We start from the raw sequence: 15,886 nt of genomic DNA, 5'->3' as shown, positions 1-15,886 counted from the left end.
CGCCCGGGTTCAGTTTATTGCGCGAGCCACGCCTGGAATTTCGCGTCGATGTCGTCGCGATAGTCAGCCCAGAACTCGTAGTTGTAGAGGAAGGTGTTGCCAGCGTTTGCCGGATCGGTCGGCATGTGCTGCTTCATGTCCTCGGGCACCAGCGGTGCGGACGACAGGCGTGCCGGACCATAGGAGATGTACTTGGCCTGATCGGCCAGACGCTGGGTGTCGGTGGCGAACTTGATGAAGTCCTTCACACGGTTCAGGCGCGCTTCGTCCAGGCCTTCGGGGATGATCCAGCCATCCAGGTCAAAGACCTGAGCGTCCCACATCATGCCGACGGGCTGGTTCTGCTCTTCGATGACAGAGAACAGGCGACCGTTGTAGGTGGAGCCCATGAAGACTTCGCCGTCTGCCAGAAGCTGGGGCGTATCCGCACCGGCCGACCACCAGATCACGTTGTCCTTGATGGTGTCGAGCTTGGCCAGCGCCTTCTCCTGACCTTCCGGTGTCGCCAGCACGTCATAGACTTCGTCCTTGGCAACGCCGTCACACAGCAGCGCCCATTCCATGTTGTTGATCGGACGCTTTTCCAGCGCACGCTTGCCGGGATAGGTTTCCAGGTCAAACACCGAGCAGATTTCGCTGGGCGCCGCAGCACCTTCGGGCACCATGTCTGTGCGGTAGCCGAATGTGGTCGAATAGACGATCTGCGGGATGTAGCAGTCAGAGACGATCAGGTCGCCGAAGTCATCTTCTGCGGATGTGCCGTCGGCGCCTTCGGCCAGCAGCTCATTGGGTTCGTATTCCATCGCCAGACCTTCGTCACAGAGGCGAATGGCGTCAGACGCCACCACGTCAACGAGATCCCAGGTGATGTTGCCCGCTTCGTTCATCGCGCGCAGCTTGGCCACGGCTTCATTGGAGCTTTCATCCCATACGACATTCACTTCGGGGTGCAGCGCCTGATAGGGCTCAACATAGGCCTTCAACTGGCTGTTCTGATAAGCCCCGCCCCAGGACACGATGGTCATGTCGTTGGACATTTCCTGTGCCACGGCAACGCCTGCGACTGCGCTGAGCGCGGTCGAAGTTAGTAGGATTTTGGTGAATTTCATTTGGTATTCTCCCAATTTTCTTCCCGTTTTTTCAAGTAAGGCCAATAACAACGGGTTTAGTTACGGGCTTCGTGTTCATCGCGGGCTTGCGCCCGCGACATGACACGCGCGCCTATGCGTCCAGCGCGCGGCAATCTTCTGCCTGCCAGCCGATCTCGACGGTCTGGCCCGGCTCCAAGCGCACCTGGTCGGGCGCATTGCGTGTCTTGACGATGAAGGAATCGTTCCCCGCGACCCTGAGCCGGGTGCGGAAGATGTCCCCCATGTAGATGAATTCGAGCACCTCGGCCTGCAACGTATGCGCGCCGGGGTTGAGACGCTCCATGTTGAACTCGACCCTTTCGGGCCGGATCGACAGCTGCGTGCGCTCGCCTGCCTTGTTCACGTTGACGGGCATCGCGTCGATCAGACTGCCATCGTCCAGCTTGACGACCGCCAGCCCGTTCTTGATTTCCTTGACCTCGCCCTGCAGCGTGTTGTTCTCGCCGATGAACTGCGCCACGAAACTGTTGCAGGGTTTCTCATAAAGCTCGTCCGGCGGGGCAAGCTGCTGAATGCGCCCGTCTTCAAAGACCGCAACGCGGTCCGACATGGTCAGCGCCTCGGTCTGGTCGTGGGTCACATAGACCACGGTGATGCCGAGGTTGTCGGCAATGTGCTTGATCTCGAACTGCATATGCTCGCGAAGCTGCTTGTCGAGCGCGCCCAATGGTTCGTCCATCAGCACCAGATCGGGTTCGAAAACCAGCGCCCGGGCCAGCGCCACGCGCTGCTGCTGACCACCGGAAAGCTGCGCGGGCCGACGGCCGCCGAAGCTTTCCATCTGCACCATGCCAAGGGCGCGCGCGACTTTCTCTTCGCGCTCGGACTTGCCCATCTTGCGCACTTCCAGCGGGAAGCTGAGGTTCTCTGCAATCGTCATATGCGGGAACAGCGCGTAGTTCTGGAACACCATGCCGATGCCGCGCTTGTGGGGCGAGATGTTGTTGATCGGCTTGCCATCCAGCAGGATGTCGCCATGGGTCGCCGTCTCGAACCCGGCCAGCATCATCAGGCATGTGGTCTTGCCGGAGCCCGATGGCCCGAGCATTGTCAGGAATTCGCCCTTGCCTATCGACAAGTTCAGGTCTTTGACCACAAGCGTTTCGCCATCGTAACTTTTCTGTACGTGATCGAACACGACGAAATCGCCGCCAGTGGCTTTCTCAGACAAATCGCACCTCCCCAGGTGTTATGTTTGTTCCCGCCAATTCAGCGAGTGTTTCCGCCGTTTCGGCAGGTTGGCTTTTAGACAACCACATGCCTCAGGGCTTTGCAACCGGGCAGGTGTGACAAGATACGCTCCGGGGAAAGTGCGATTATTCTTTATGCGACGCCTATGACCTCAACGACCGCTTGGGTTGTTTTTGCGACAATCTCGTCCGCTTCTGCCTCGGTCAGACAGAAGGGCGGCGCGAAACCGATGATGTCGCTTTGCGGCATCGCCCGCCCGATGACACCTTTTGACAGCAGCGCTGCCGCCACCTGTGGGCCGATTTTCCTGGCCGGATCATAGAACGCCCGGTCGCCCCGATTCTCGACCAGCTCCACCGCACAGAGCATCCCGGCACCCCGGATGTCGCCCACATGCGGGTGGTCGCCAAGCGCCTCCTGCATCTTGCGGTGCAGATAGGGCCCCACGGTGGCGGCATTCTCTACCAGTTTCTGATCCTCGATCACCTGCAGGTTTGCGACCCCTGCCGCCGCCCCGATGGGATGCGCGGAATAGGTCCAGCCGTGGCCGAGCGGGCCGTTTTCATCCGTGCCCTGCTCTAGCACCTTCCAGACCCGGTCGGACACGATGGAACCCGACAGCGGCGCATAGGCCGAGGTGAGGCCCTTCGCGATGGTGATGAAATCGGGTTTCAGCCCGTAATGATCGGAGCCGAACATGGTGCCCAGACGGCCAAAGCCCGTCACGACCTCATCGGCAATCAGCGCGATGTCGTGCTTTTGCAGCACCGCCTGGATGGCATCCCAATAGCCCTCCGGTGGCGGCACGATGCCCCCGGTGCCCAGAACCGGCTCCCCGATGAACGCCGCGATGGTATCGGCCCCCTCCCGGTCGATGATCGCCTCCAGGTCGGCCACGCAATGGGCCACGAACTCCGCCTCGGTCTGGTCGAGGTTCTCGCGGCGGAAGAAGTCCGGCGCGACCGTATGCAGGACCCCCGCCATCGGCAGATCGAACTTGGCGTGGAACAGCCCCAGCCCGGTCAGCGAGCCGGTCATCAGGCCCGATCCGTGGTAACCGCGCCAGCGGCTGATGATCTTTTTCTTCTGCGGCCGGCCCAGGATGTTGTTGTAGTACCAGAGCAGCTTAATGTTGGTCTCGTTCGCGTCCGATCCGCCAAGCCCGAAATAGACCTTCGACATATGCGCAGGCGCACGTTCCATCACCATCCGGGCCAGCGTGATCGCGGCTTCTGTCCCGTGACCGGCGTAGGAATGGTAATAGCTCAGCTCATGTGCCTGAGCGGCGATGGCATCGGTGATCGCGCGCTGGCCATAGCCCGCGTTCACGCAATAGAGCCCGGCGAACCCGTCGAGGAGCCGGTTGCCGTCACGGTCGATGATGTGACTGCCCTCGGCCCCCTTGATGATCCGCGCCGGGCTTTCGCCGCGCGCATGCTGCGCCAGATGTGTGGACGGGTGAAAGAAATTCTCGCGGTCCCATTTGTCCAATACGTCGTTCGTCAGCATGTTGCGCGTCCTTCTATGCGTCGATGATGTTCGCTTCCGGGCCATAGGCGAATTTGGTGATATTCTCGACCCCGTTGCCGCCAACCACAAGGATGTCGTGCTCGCGGTAGCCCCCTGCCCCGGCAATGCCCTGCGGCACCCAGATCATCGGCTCCATCGACACCACCATGCCCGGCTCCAGAACGGTATCAATATCCTCACGCAGTTCCAACCCCGCCTCCCGGCCATAGTAATGTGACAGGATGCCGAAGGAATGGCCGTAGCCGAAGGATCGGTATTGCAACAGACCCTGATCCGCGAAGAAGCGGTTGATCTCGTCGCAGATCCCCGAACAGGTCGCACCGGGGCGGATCAGCGACAGGCCCAGTTCATGCGCCGCCACATTCGCCTCCCACATCCTGCGGCTGGCCTTGTCCGGTTCGCCCAGAAACAAGGTGCGTTCCAAAGCGGTGTAATAGCCCGAGATCATCGGAAAGGTATTGAGGCTGAGGATATCGCCCCGCTCCAGTTTGCGCGTCGTGACAGGGTTATGCGCCCCGTCGGTGTTCAGCCCCGACTGGAACCACACCCAGCTGTCGCGCAATTCGCTGTCGGGATGGGCGCGGGCAATCTCAAGCTCCATCGCATTGCGCCCGGCCATGGCCACGTCGATCTCCCGCGTGCCAGCCCTGATCGCGGCGCGGATCGCCTCTCCGCCATGGTCGGCAATGCGCGCGCCTTCGCGGATCAGGGCAATTTCCTCCCCGGATTTTATCATCCGCGCGGCCATGGTATCGCCCGCGATATCCACCAGTTCGGGCGCGCCCAACATCTCGGCCAGCGTGTCGCGCGCAGCGAGGGTCAGGTGATCGGCCTCTATCCCCAATCGCCGCGCGCCACCAATCAACCCCGCCACCGCACGCCAGTAATTGTTCCGCGCCCAGTCGGTGTAGATGACATTATCGCCATGCGACCGCCGCCAGGGCTGTCCCGCGTCGATATTGGCGCTGACGGTGGTGCAGGTATCCTGCGTCACCACGCACCCGTAAGGCCGCCCGAAGCTGCAATAGAGAAACCCAGAATAATAAGCGATGTTGTGCATCGACGTCAGCAGCACCGCGGGAATGTCCCGCGCCGCCATGATGTTTCGCAGCCCGGACAGCCGCCGGTCATATTCGGCCGCCGAAAAAGGCAGCGGTGCCTTGTCGCCATTGTGGCTGGTGAAGGTCTGCGGGCGGTTGGAAAGGTCAGGCATCGAAGTATCCTCAATTGGATCGGACGCGCAGGGCGCGGCCAGGTCAAAGAAAATATCCGGGCGTACAGGATGGGGAAAATGGCCGGAAACTGCGACGCCATCGCGGGCCATATACAAACTGGCTAATGTATTGTGTGCCGACCTGTCAACGCGTAGCCTCCGCTGACAACTGCAGGAGGCCCCCTTGACCCTGACCGATCCAACGCCGTTTTCACCACAGGAATATGAGCGCCGCCTGAACCTGACCCGTGCCGCCATGGCGCGCGCCGGGATCGACGTGCTGATTGCCACCGATCCATCGAACCAGGCCTGGCTGACGGGCTATGACGGCTGGTCCTTCTACGTCCATCAGGCCGTGATCCTGCCCATTGACGGCACGCCCTTCTGGTGGGGCCGCAGGCAGGACAGCAACGGCGCCCTGCGCACGGTGAACCGGGCCGTCACGGATGTGGAATTCTACACCGATGATTTTGTGCAATCGACAGAGCGTCACCCGATGCAGGACCTCTCCGCCAAGCTTGCGGCGCGCGGGCTGGCACGGGGGCGGATCGGTGTCGAGATGGACAATTACTACTTCTCCGCCAAGGCCCATACGACCCTTGTCACCTCCCTGCCCGACGCGACAATCGTCGATGCCACGGCCCTGGTGAACTGGCAACGCGCCATCAAGTCGGAGGAAGAGCTGACTTTCATGCGCAGGGCCGCGACGATCACCGAAAAGATCATCCAGCTGGCCATCGACCGCGCCGCACCCGGCCTGCGCAAGAATGAACTCGCGGCAGAGATCATGGCATCGGGCATCACAGGCGTTGGCGAAACCTGGGGCGATTACCCCGCGATTGTGCCGCTGATGCCCTCCGGCACCGACGCGGCCGCCCCGCATCTGACCTGGAACGGCGATGTGATGAAGACGGGCGAGGTGACCTTCTTTGAACTCGCCGGCTGCTACCGCCGCTATCATGTGCCGCTGTCACGCTCTGTCATGCTCGGCACCCCGCCCGACCACATCAAACGCGGCGAAGAAGCGCTGATCGAGGGGCTGGAGGCAGGGCTGGACAAGGCGCACGCAGGCAACCGGACCCAGGATGTCGCCAACGCCCTTGGCGCCGCGATGGACAAGGCCGGCATCGAACGCGGCGCGCGCTGTGGCTATTCCATCGGCCTCAGCTATCCGCCCGACTGGGGCGAACGCACCATGTCGCTGCGCCCCGAGGACGAAAGCGTGCTGAAACCCGGCATGACCTTCCATTTCATGCCCGGTCTCTGGATGGACGACTGGGGGCTGGAAATCACGGAAAGCATCCTGATCACCGAGGACGGCCCGGCGCAGCCCTTCTGCGGCATCGAACGCAAGCTCTTCATCAAGGACTGACCATGCTACCTCTAGACTCCACCACGGCAATCCTGTCCGATCTCATCGGCTATCCCACCGTTTCCTCGGACAGCAACCTTGCGATCATCGACGATCTGGCCGCGCGTCTGGAAGACGCAGGCGCGCGGGTGGATGTGTATCACGACGACAGCGGGGCCAAGGCCAACCTATATGCCACCATGGGGCCGGAAGTGCCGGGGGGCATCCTGCTGGCCGGACATACGGATGTGGTGCCGATCACCGATCAGATCTGGGCGAGCAATCCCTTTGCCATGACCGAAAGGGACGGCCGCCTGTACGGGCGCGGCACCTGCGACATGAAGGGCTTTATCGCCGCCACTGTCGCCCTTGCCCCCCTGTTTGCGGCGAAAGCCACCCGCCGCCCCGTTCACTTTGCATTCACCTATGACGAGGAAACCGGCTGCCTGGGCGCCAAGGCGCTGGCCGACCAACTGGCAACGCGTGGCGACCGTCCTTCGCTTGCCATCATCGGGGAACCCACCGAAATGCGGGTGATCGAAGGCCACAAGGGCTGCTGCGAATATTCCACGCATTTCACCGGGCGCGAGGGCCACGGCTCCCTGCCGCACCTTGGCGTGAACGCGGTGGAATACGCCGTGCGCTACATCACCCGGCTGATGGAGCTGAACGACGAATTGAAAGCCCGCGCGCCTGCGGGCAGCGCCTTTGATCCGCCGCACAGCACCATCAACGTCGGCTCGCTGCACGGGGGCGTGGCGCACAACGTGATACCGGGGTTTGCATCGGTGGAATGGGACATGCGCCCGGTCCAATCCGCCGATTTCCACCACATCAACAAGACAATGCGCGACTATGCCTCCAACGTCCTGCTGCCGCGGATGCGCGCGGTCTGGCCAGACGCCGATATCGTCACCGAAGTCATCGGCGAAACCATCGGGCTTGAGGTCATGGCCGAGAACGCCGCCCGTGACCTGGTGATGTCGCTGACCGGCGCGAACGGGACCGATGTGGTGTCTTTCGGGACGGAGGCAGGCATTTTCCAGCAGCTTGGCATGGCCGCCGTTGTCTGCGGGCCGGGGTCCATCGAGCAGGCCCACAAACCCGACGAATACGTCGCGATCAGCGAACTTGCGGCCTGCATCGACATGCTGGAAGGGCTGGCAGACCGTTTGGGATAGTGCTGCATCGGGATTGTCCGCCGCCCGGCACAGCGGCGTCTTCAGCCGTGCCAGCGGGCGCATGCATAGCACCCTTGCGCTTGTATTCCCGCCCCGGCAGGTTGTAAGTGGCCCGCAATTGCCTATTTCCCTGAGGGTCGCCGAAACGCGAGCCCAGCCACCGTGGCACAAAACAAACCCAATCATGTGTCAGGTGTCGCCTTGATCCATTTCCAGATTCACACCCCGGCCCGCCCCGACGCGGGACATGCGGGAACAGGCCGATGACACGCGTACTTGTCACCGGCACCGCCGGCTTCATCGGCTTTCACCTTGCCCGCCGCCTGCTGGCCGAAGGGTTCGAGGTGCAGGGCTATGACGCGCTGACCGATTACTACGACGTCACGCTGAAGGAAAAGCGCCACGAGATGCTGCTGGAGAACCCCCGTTTCTCGGCCACGGTGGGCAAGCTGGAAGACGAGGAACTGCTGTGGTCCGTAGCCGAGGCGTTCCAGCCCGAGATCATCGTGCATCTCGCCGGACAGGCCGGCGTGCGTTATTCGCTGGAAAACCCGCGCGCCTATCTCGACAGCAATGTGATCGGCACGTTCAACGTGATGGAAGCGGCGCGCAAGCTGAAGGTCAGACATCTGCTGATGGCCTCGACCTCTTCGGTCTATGGCGCCAACGAAGAAATGCCCTTTGCCGAGATGGACCGGACCGAAACCCAGCTGACCATCTATGCCGCCACCAAGAAGGCGAATGAGAACATGGGCCATGCTTATGCCCATCTGCATGACCTGCCGACGACGATGTTCCGCTTTTTCACGGTTTACGGCACCTGGGGGCGGCCCGACCTTGCGCTGTTCAAATTCGTGGATGCCATTCTGGATGGCCGGCCCATCGACATCTACAACCACGGCGACATGTTCCGCGACTTTACCTTTGTCGACGACCTGGTGCGCGGCATCATGCTGCTGATGGAGGCGGTGCCCCAGCGCCCCGCCAGCAAGGACGACATTCCCGAATGGGACAGCCTGTCGCCGGTGGCACCCTTCCGGGTGGTGAATATCGGCAATTCGCAGAAGGTGCGCCTGCTGGATTTCATCGACGCGATCGAGGCCGAACTGGGCATCGAGGCCAAGCGCAACTACATGCCGATGCAGACCGGCGACGTGCCCGCGACCTGGGCCAATGCGGAGCTGCTGCGCAACCTCACCGGTTACCAGCCCCGGACAGATGTGCGTGACGGCATCGCGCAGTTCGTGGCATGGTTCCGCGACTATTACGGCAGGTAAGGTGGCCAGGATGGGTGCCGGGGCGGAAAAGATCGCGATCATCGGACTGGGCTATGTCGGCCTGCCGCTCGCCGTGGCCTTTGGCAGGCAGCGCCCCGTGGTCGGCTTTGACATCAGCGCCGAGAGGATCGCGGACCTGCGCGCGGGCCGTGACCGCACGCGCGAGACCTCGGCGGAGGAGCTGGCAGAGGCCCGGCACCTCGGCTTTGCCACCGACCCGGCAGAGATCGCCGATTGCACCATTTACATTGTCACCGTGCCCACCCCCATCGACGCCCACAAGCACCCCGATCTGGGGCCCCTGCGTGGTGCCGCAGAGACCGTCAGCCGGGTGCTGAAACCCGGCGACCTCGTGATATTCGAAAGCACGGTCTATCCCGGTGCGACCGAAGAAGACTGCGTGCCGATCCTCGAACGTGGCTCCGGCCTGCGGTTCAACGTCGATTTCTTTTGCGGCTACAGCCCCGAGCGGATCAATCCCGGCGACAAGCTGCACCGCCTGCCCGACATCCGCAAGGTCACCGCCGGTTCGACGGCCGAGGCGGCGGACCGCGTTGACGCGCTTTATGCCCAGATCATCACCGCGGGCACCTACAAGGCCGAAAGCATCCGCGTGGCCGAAGCCGCGAAGGTGATCGAGAACACCCAGCGGGACCTGAACATCGCCCTGATGAATGAACTGGCGATCATCTTTGGCCGGATGGGCATCGACACCGACGCGGTATTGCGCGCCGCCGGGACCAAGTGGAATTTCCTGCCCTTCAAGCCCGGTCTGGTGGGCGGACATTGCATCGGGGTCGATCCCTACTACCTGACCCACAAGGCCGAGCAACTGGGCTATGATCCCCAGATCATCCTGGCGGGGCGGCGGCTGAACGACGGGATGGGCGCCTATATGGCGGGCCAGCTGGTCAAGGCAATGATCAAGCGTGACATCGCCATCGGCGGCGCGCGGGTGCTGGTGCTGGGGCTGACCTTCAAGGAAAACTGCCCCGACCTGCGCAATACCCGCGTGATCGACCTGATCCGCGAATTGCGCGACTATGGCGCGGAGGTCGATGTGCATGACCCCTGGGTCGATCCGGCAGAAGCCCAGCGCGAATTCGGCATCGACATGGTGCAAACCCCCGCCGAGGGTGCCTATGATGCGGTTGTCCTCGCCGTTGCCCATGCGGAGTTCAGCGAGGCCGGAGCCGCCGCCCTGCGCGCCCATGGCAAAGCTGCGCAGGTTTTCTACGACATCAAGAGCGTCTTTGGCCCCGGGGACAGCGACCTGCGGGTCTGAACCTGCCGCGCCCCCGCGGGACGCCCCGATATTTCGCATAGCCAATTGACAGATTTCGATTTGCTTAATCTGAAAACTGGACTCATAAGATTATCCGCAAAAACGCCGCGGCTGCATTGACGCGGCACATCCTCCAGATGCACAGATTAACTGCGACTTCTGGCAGGAACCGCCGGGACGCTCTCTGACAGATCGCCAGAGGGCAGCCCTTCCGGACATGCCGTTTTCTGAAAACTGCAAACAGGAATCCCCATGGCCCGTGAATACCTGAAGAAAGCCACGCTGACCGCAAAATCCGATGCCTCCGAAGTGCATGAGACGGTCAAGACGATCCTTGCCGACATAGAGACGGGCGGCGATGCCAAGGCGATGGAATACGCCGCCAGGTTCGACCGCTACGAAGGCAATGTGCTGATGACCCCGGAGGAGATCGAAGCCGCCTGCGCGCTGGTGCCGGAGAAACTGAAAGCAGATATCCGGTTTGCACATGACAACGTGAAACGCTTTGCCGAAAAGCAGAAAAGCACCATGTCGGACATGGAGATCGAGATCGTGCCCGGCCTGATCGCGGGGCAAAAGGCGATTCCGGTGGATGCGGCGGGCTGCTATGTGCCCGGCGGGCGCTACAGCCATATTGCCAGTGCGATCATGACGGTGACCACCGCCAAGGTCGCAGGTTGCCGTCACATCACCGCCTGTTCGCCGCCGCGCCCGGGTGTCGGCGTGGCCCCTGCCATCGTCTATGCCGCCCACATCAGCGGCGCGGACCGGATCATGGCAATGGGCGGTGTGCAGGGCGTGGCCGCGATGACCTTTGGCCTGTTCGGCCTGCCGCCTGCCAATATCCTTGTCGGTCCCGGCAACCAGTTCGTCGCCGAGGCCAAGCGCATCCTGTTTGGTCGCGTGGGCATCGACATGATCGCCGGCCCCACGGACAGCCTTATTCTGGCCGATGCGCAGGCCGATCCGATGGTGGTGGCGACCGACCTCGTGAGCCAGGCGGAACATGGCTACAACTCTCCGGTCTGGCTGGTCACCGATGACCGTGCGCTGGCAGAGAAGGTCATGGAACTGGTGCCGGGGCTGATCGAGGACCTGCCCGAGGTGAACCGCGAAAACGCCTTTGCCGCGTGGCGCGACTATGCAGAGGTGATCCTGTGTTCCGACCGCGCGGAAATGGCCGCCTGTTCCGATGGTTATGCGCCCGAGCACCTGACCGTCCAGGCGGATGATCTGGATTGGTGGCTGACGCATCTGACCTGCTACGGCTCGCTGTTTCTGGGCGAGGAAACCACCGTATCTTATGGCGACAAGGCAACCGGGACCAACCACGTGCTGCCGACCTCCGGTGCGGCCAGCTATACCGGCGGGCTTTCGGTCCACAAGTACATGAAAATCGTGACATGGCAGCGCGCCACGCGCGAAGGCTCCAAACCCGTGGCGCTGGCCACCGCCCGCATTTCGCGGCTGGAGGGGATGGAGGGACACGCCCGCGCGGCAGACGTGCGTCTGGCGAAGTATTTCCCGGACGAAACCTTTGATCTGACCGCGGATGGCTGATCGCCGCAGCCGCCGCATGTTACAGTGCGTGCCAGACCTCTTCCCGTTAATCGCGCGCCCCGGCGCGCCCACCGAAAGGCAAGACAACCGATGAACATCGACAGGAAGATCGCGGATGATCTTGTTGCCAACGACATCTCCTTTGTCACCACCGTGCCCTGCAAGCAGCTGGCCGGCGTGATCGAGGAGATCGACGCGCGCGACGACATCTTCCACATTCCCTCCAACAAGGAGGACGAGGGCATGGGCCTCTGTGCCGGGGCCTTCATGGGCGGCAAACGGCCTGCCATCATCATGCAGAACACCGCCATCGGGGTGACGATCAACACGCTCGCCACGCTGATCCAGTATTACCGGATGCCGCTGCCGATGATCATCTCCTACCGGGGCGAATTGCGCGAACCCGTGGCCTGTCAGGTGGAGATGGCGGTGCACACCAAGGCACTGCTGGCGCAGCTGAACATCCCCACCTACCACTTCCACTGGCAGAAGGATGTCGAGGAGTTCGACAACATCCTGAAATACACCTTCATGTGCAACAAACCCGTGGCGATCCTCACCGATGCCAATTTCTGGGGAGGCTATGGCGACCAATGATCCGTTCCGAAATCCTGAAAGAGATCGCACCGATCATCCGTGACCATCTGGTGGTCTGCAACATCGGCATCCCCAGCCAGGAGCTGCATGCCATCGACGACCAGCCCACCAATTTCTACATGCTGGGCACCATGGGGCTGGCCTCCTCCATCGGGCTGGGGCTGGCGCTGGCGCAACCCAAGCCGGTGATCGCCATCGACGGCGACGGTTCCGTCCTGACCAACCTCGGCACCCTGCCCACCATCGCCAATAACGTGGCAGACAATTACATCCTGATGATCATCGACAATGGCTCCTATGGGTCCACCGGGGATCAGCCGACCTATGCGGGCAAGAAGACCAGGCTTGAGAAAGTGGCCGAGGCCTGCGGCTGCGAAAACGTGGTGACCTGTCAGGGCGAAGATACCGGCAAGGTGCTTCAGGCGGCGCTGGCGTCGGGAAAGATGACCGTGATTGTCGTCAAATGCGACAGCGGCAATGCCAGGCATCCGGTGATCACGATGGACCCGGTGGTGATCCGCGACCGCTTCATGAAGGCCGTGCAGGCATAAGGCGCAGCCCTGGGGGACCTGTCAGGCGCATACCACCCTGGCCGCAAGGAGGACTTTCATGCAATTCCATCTGAACGGTTTCCGCCCCGGCGACCCGGCAGTCGCTGACCATACCGCCAGGCCGGCACCGACCGATACATTGGACGTGCTGATCGTGGGCTGCGGCCCGGCCGGGCTGACGCTGGCCGCGCAATTGTCCGCCTTCCCCGAGATCGCCACCCGCATCCTGGAACGCAAGCCCGGTCCGCTGGAGGTTGGTCAGGCCGATGGCATCGCCTGCCGCTCTATGGAGATGTTCGAGGCATTCGGATTTGCCGAAAAGGTGCAAAAGGAAGCCTATTGGGTGAATGAGGTCGCCTTCTGGCGGCCCGGTCCCGATCGCAAGGAGATCACCCGCGCCGACCGCATCCTGGACACGGAGGAAGGCCTGTCGGAATTCCCCCATACCATCCTCAATCAGGCACGGGTGCATGATTTCTACCTCGACGTCATGCGCAACAGCCCGACCCGACTGGCACCGGATTATAACCGGTCACTGGTGTCCCTGACCCGGACCGATGATGCCGATTACCCGGTCCGGGCCGTCTTTGACTGCCTTGACGCCCCCGGTACGCAGGAAACCCTGCGCGCCCGCTATGTGGTCGGATGCGACGGCGCGCGCAGCACGGTCAGGGCCGGAATGGGCCTTCACCTCAAGGGCGAAGCGACCCGGCAGCTGTGGGGGGTGATGGACATTCTGGCAGTCACCGATTTCCCCGACATCCGTCTGAAATGCGCCATCCAGTCCGCGGATCAGGGCAGCATCCTGATCATCCCGCGCGAGGGCGGCTACATGGTGCGGATGTACATCGAAATGGACGTGCTGCATGGCGATGAGCGCGCCGCCGACAAGAACCTGACCGCCGAGGCGCTGATCGCCCGGGCGCAGGCCATCATGGCCCCCTATGCGCTTGACGTGAAACAGGTCGCCTGGTGGTCGGCCTATGAGATCGGGCAGCGGGTCTGCGACAGTTTCGACGATGCAGCTGAAGGCGGGCAGACCCCGCGCATCTTCATTGCGGGTGACGCCTGCCATACCCATAGTCCCAAGGCGGGACAGGGCATGAATGTCTCCATGGCCGATGCCTTCAATCTGGGCTGGAAGCTGGCCGCCGTCTTGCGCGGACAGGCGGATGCCGCGCTGTTGAATACCTATTCAGAAGAACGCCGCGCCAAGGCGAAGGAGCTGATCGACTTTGACCGCGACATGGCCCGGCTGTTCAGCGCCAAACCGGCCTCCCCCGCCGAGGCCGCGCAATTCCAGCGCTATTTCCGTCAGCACGGCCGTTATACCGCAGGGGTCGAGACCCGATATGACCCGTCGGTCCTGACGGCGGACGGGACGCATCAAGCGCTGGCAACCGGTTTGCCGATCGGGATGCGGTTCCATTCCGCCCCGGTGATCCGTGTGGCCGATGCAAAACCCCTGCAGCTTGCCCACACGATCAAGGCCGATGGCCGCTGGCGTCTCTTCGCCTTTGCAAGCCGGGACGATACCGGCGCTGAGGACGGGCCGATGGCTCAGCTTTGTGCGGGGTTGGCACTGCGGGTGCCCGACGGTGACCCGGACGGGGTGCTCGACGTCAGGGGTGTTTTCCAACATCCCCACCGCAGCCTGCAGATCGACCGGATGCCTGCCCTGCTGCTGCCCCGCAAGGGACGATATGGCCTGATCGACTATGAGAAAATCTTTGCCGCCGATCCCGCAGCGGGCCGGGATATCTTCGACCTGCGCGGCATCGACCGTGACAGGGGCGCGATGGTGCTGGTGCGGCCCGACCAATATGTCGCGGCTATCCTGCCGCTGGGCGATCGGGCGGGGTTTGATACCTTCCTTGAAGGCACGCCCCTGCGCTGGGGTAGGCCTTAGAGTTCCCGCGCCCAGGGCGGGTTCGCGCCCGCGCGGGAGACGGTCACCGCCGCCACGCGCGCGCCAAAGGTCAGCGCATCAGTCACCGCCTGTGTCGTCAGCCCGCGCAGGGCGTCTTTGCTGAGCAACCCCTGCTCGGTGAGGCTGGCCAGAACGCCCGCGTTGAAAGTATCGCCGGCCCCCACGGTATCGACCACCTCGGCCCGCAAGGCGGGCACGGTCACCTCGGTGCCATCGGCCAAATAGGCCGTCGCCCCTTCCCCGCCGCGCGTCACAATGACCAGCGCCGGCCCGTGACCCAGCAGCGCCCTGACCTTGTCCGGCACGGGCATCGGATCAGGGTGAAGCCAGGTCAGATCCTCGTCAGAGACCTTGACGATATCCGCCTGCCGCAGCATCGCCCCCAGCCGGGTGCGAAAGCGGTTCGCATCGCGGACAAAACCGGGGCGGATGTTCGGGTCGATCATCACCGCACGTCCCGCCCCCGCCTGCGCCAGCAGATCCGCATAGGTATCGGCACAGGGCTCGCAGGCCAGGCTGATTCCGCCAAAATAGAGCGCCGTCACATCATCGCCCACCTGCGGCAGTTCCTGCGGCGACAGCATCCGCCCGGCAGAATTCTCATCATAGAACATGTAGCTGGCCTGCCCGCCGTTCAGCTCGACAAAGGCCAGTGTCGTCGGTCGGTCGGCATGGACCACATGGGCGGTATCCACCCCGTTTGCCGTCAGCGCCGCCGACAGCAGCTTGCCGAAGGAATCGGTCGAAATGCCCGTCAGCATCCCCGCAGGCACGCCAAGACGCCCCAGCGCGATGGCCGTGTTGAAGATCGCCCCGCCCACATGCGGCGCAAACCCGCTGCCGCCCGATGGACCGGGGATTGGCAACATGTCAATCAGGGCCTCGCCCGCGCACAGGATCATGAACCTTCCCCCCGGAGTACCGCCGCGCCCGCGCGCGGCCTTGCCCCATAGGGGATGAAAGCCTGGCCTCCGGATGTCAAGAATAATAAATCAATCTAGTTTATTAATTCGGCAAATCAGGTAGCGCAGCACCGGTTTTCCGTTGAGGCCCATGGATGTCCGCTCTA

Annotated in this window: 13 protein-coding genes; 8 read left to right on the top strand and 5 right to left on the bottom strand. The window is 62.7% G+C overall.

The features are described 5' to 3' along the window. Positions 1-14 precede the first annotated feature (14 nt). From PVW51_RS07190 to PVW51_RS07175, 4 genes are all read right to left on the bottom strand, one after another. Positions 15-1,109, bottom strand: coding sequence for an extracellular solute-binding protein (locus PVW51_RS07190; protein WP_274574273.1), 1,095 nt, complete (start codon positions 1,107-1,109; stop codon positions 15-17). 112 nt (positions 1,110-1,221) lie between these two features. Continuing rightward, positions 1,222-2,322, bottom strand: a complete 1,101-nt coding sequence (locus PVW51_RS07185) for an ABC transporter ATP-binding protein (RefSeq protein WP_274574272.1) — start codon at positions 2,320-2,322, stop codon at positions 1,222-1,224. A gap of 152 nt (positions 2,323-2,474) precedes the next feature. Then, the gene (locus PVW51_RS07180; protein WP_274574271.1) at positions 2,475-3,851 is read right to left on the bottom strand and encodes an aspartate aminotransferase family protein; all 1,377 of its coding nucleotides are present in this window, start codon (positions 3,849-3,851) and stop codon (positions 2,475-2,477) included. Between the two features lie 13 nt (positions 3,852-3,864). Continuing rightward, on the bottom strand, positions 3,865-5,085 hold the full coding sequence (locus PVW51_RS07175) for an aminopeptidase P family protein (RefSeq protein ID WP_274574270.1): 1,221 nt from the start codon (positions 5,083-5,085) through the stop codon (positions 3,865-3,867). A gap of 190 nt (positions 5,086-5,275) precedes the next feature. Here PVW51_RS07175 and PVW51_RS07170 point away from each other — a divergent pair, with 190 nt between their 5' ends. The 8 genes from PVW51_RS07170 (at position 5,276) to PVW51_RS07135 (ending at position 14,796) form a co-directional block, all read left to right on the top strand. After that, a complete protein-coding gene (locus PVW51_RS07170) occupies positions 5,276-6,457 on the top strand; it encodes a M24 family metallopeptidase (protein ID WP_274574413.1) in 1,182 nt (393 codons plus the stop codon). Positions 6,458-6,459: 2 nt separating this feature from the next. After that, positions 6,460-7,617 (top strand): acetylornithine deacetylase, encoded by a 1,158-nt coding sequence (gene argE, locus PVW51_RS07165; RefSeq protein ID WP_274574269.1) that lies wholly within the window; start codon positions 6,460-6,462, stop codon positions 7,615-7,617. A gap of 263 nt (positions 7,618-7,880) precedes the next feature. After that, positions 7,881-8,894, top strand: coding sequence for an NAD-dependent epimerase/dehydratase family protein (locus PVW51_RS07160; RefSeq protein WP_274574267.1), 1,014 nt, complete (start codon positions 7,881-7,883; stop codon positions 8,892-8,894). 10 nt (positions 8,895-8,904) lie between these two features. Continuing rightward, positions 8,905-10,179: a Vi polysaccharide biosynthesis UDP-N-acetylglucosamine C-6 dehydrogenase TviB gene (tviB, locus tag PVW51_RS07155; protein ID WP_274574266.1), complete on the top strand. Its 1,275-nt coding sequence runs from the start codon at positions 8,905-8,907 to the stop codon at positions 10,177-10,179. Between the two features lie 252 nt (positions 10,180-10,431). Further along, positions 10,432-11,739, top strand: coding sequence for a histidinol dehydrogenase (hisD, locus tag PVW51_RS07150; RefSeq protein WP_274574265.1), 1,308 nt, complete (start codon positions 10,432-10,434; stop codon positions 11,737-11,739). A gap of 90 nt (positions 11,740-11,829) precedes the next feature. After that, the gene (locus tag PVW51_RS07145; RefSeq protein ID WP_274574264.1) at positions 11,830-12,336 is read left to right on the top strand and encodes a thiamine pyrophosphate-binding protein; all 507 of its coding nucleotides are present in this window, start codon (positions 11,830-11,832) and stop codon (positions 12,334-12,336) included. Then, on the top strand, positions 12,333-12,887 hold the full coding sequence (comE, locus tag PVW51_RS07140; RefSeq protein ID WP_269365747.1) for a sulfopyruvate decarboxylase subunit beta: 555 nt from the start codon (positions 12,333-12,335) through the stop codon (positions 12,885-12,887). Before PVW51_RS07145 ends, comE begins: the two co-directional genes overlap by 4 nt. A 58-nt stretch (positions 12,888-12,945) precedes the next feature. Then, on the top strand, positions 12,946-14,796 hold the full coding sequence (locus tag PVW51_RS07135) for an FAD-dependent monooxygenase (protein ID WP_274574261.1): 1,851 nt from the start codon (positions 12,946-12,948) through the stop codon (positions 14,794-14,796). Here PVW51_RS07135 and PVW51_RS07130 read toward each other — a convergent pair. Next, complete coding sequence (locus PVW51_RS07130; protein WP_274574260.1) at positions 14,793-15,719, bottom strand: carbohydrate kinase family protein; 927 nt, start codon at positions 15,717-15,719, stop codon at positions 14,793-14,795. The two genes, PVW51_RS07135 and PVW51_RS07130, sit on opposite strands and share 4 nt — an antisense overlap. Between the last annotated feature and the right edge of the window lie 167 nt (positions 15,720-15,886).

This window comes from Sulfitobacter sp. PR48, assembly GCF_028807335.1.
Lineage (GTDB): Bacteria > Pseudomonadota > Alphaproteobacteria > Rhodobacterales > Rhodobacteraceae > Sulfitobacter.
This window is presented reverse-complemented; position numbering and strand designations above follow the sequence as displayed.

Bases quoted from the DNA above. Each gene is read 5' to 3' on its own strand.
- PVW51_RS07190 (WP_274574273.1), bottom strand. From the start codon at position 1,109: ATGAAATTCACCAAAATCCTACTAACTTCGACCGCGCTCAGCGCAGTC.
- PVW51_RS07180 (WP_274574271.1), bottom strand. From the start codon at position 3,851: ATGCTGACGAACGACGTATTGGACAAATGGGACCGCGAGAATTTCTTT.
- PVW51_RS07175 (WP_274574270.1), bottom strand. From the start codon at position 5,085: ATGCCTGACCTTTCCAACCGCCCGCAGACCTTCACCAGCCACAATGGC.
- argE (WP_274574269.1), top strand. From the start codon at position 6,460: ATGCTACCTCTAGACTCCACCACGGCAATCCTGTCCGATCTCATCGGC.
- PVW51_RS07160 (WP_274574267.1), top strand. From the start codon at position 7,881: ATGACACGCGTACTTGTCACCGGCACCGCCGGCTTCATCGGCTTTCAC.
- tviB (WP_274574266.1), top strand. From the start codon at position 8,905: ATGGGTGCCGGGGCGGAAAAGATCGCGATCATCGGACTGGGCTATGTC.
- hisD (WP_274574265.1), top strand. From the start codon at position 10,432: ATGGCCCGTGAATACCTGAAGAAAGCCACGCTGACCGCAAAATCCGAT.
- PVW51_RS07145 (WP_274574264.1), top strand. From the start codon at position 11,830: ATGAACATCGACAGGAAGATCGCGGATGATCTTGTTGCCAACGACATC.
- comE (WP_269365747.1), top strand. From the start codon at position 12,333: ATGATCCGTTCCGAAATCCTGAAAGAGATCGCACCGATCATCCGTGAC.
- PVW51_RS07135 (WP_274574261.1), top strand. From the start codon at position 12,946: ATGCAATTCCATCTGAACGGTTTCCGCCCCGGCGACCCGGCAGTCGCT.
- PVW51_RS07130 (WP_274574260.1), bottom strand. From the start codon at position 15,719: ATGATCCTGTGCGCGGGCGAGGCCCTGATTGACATGTTGCCAATCCCC.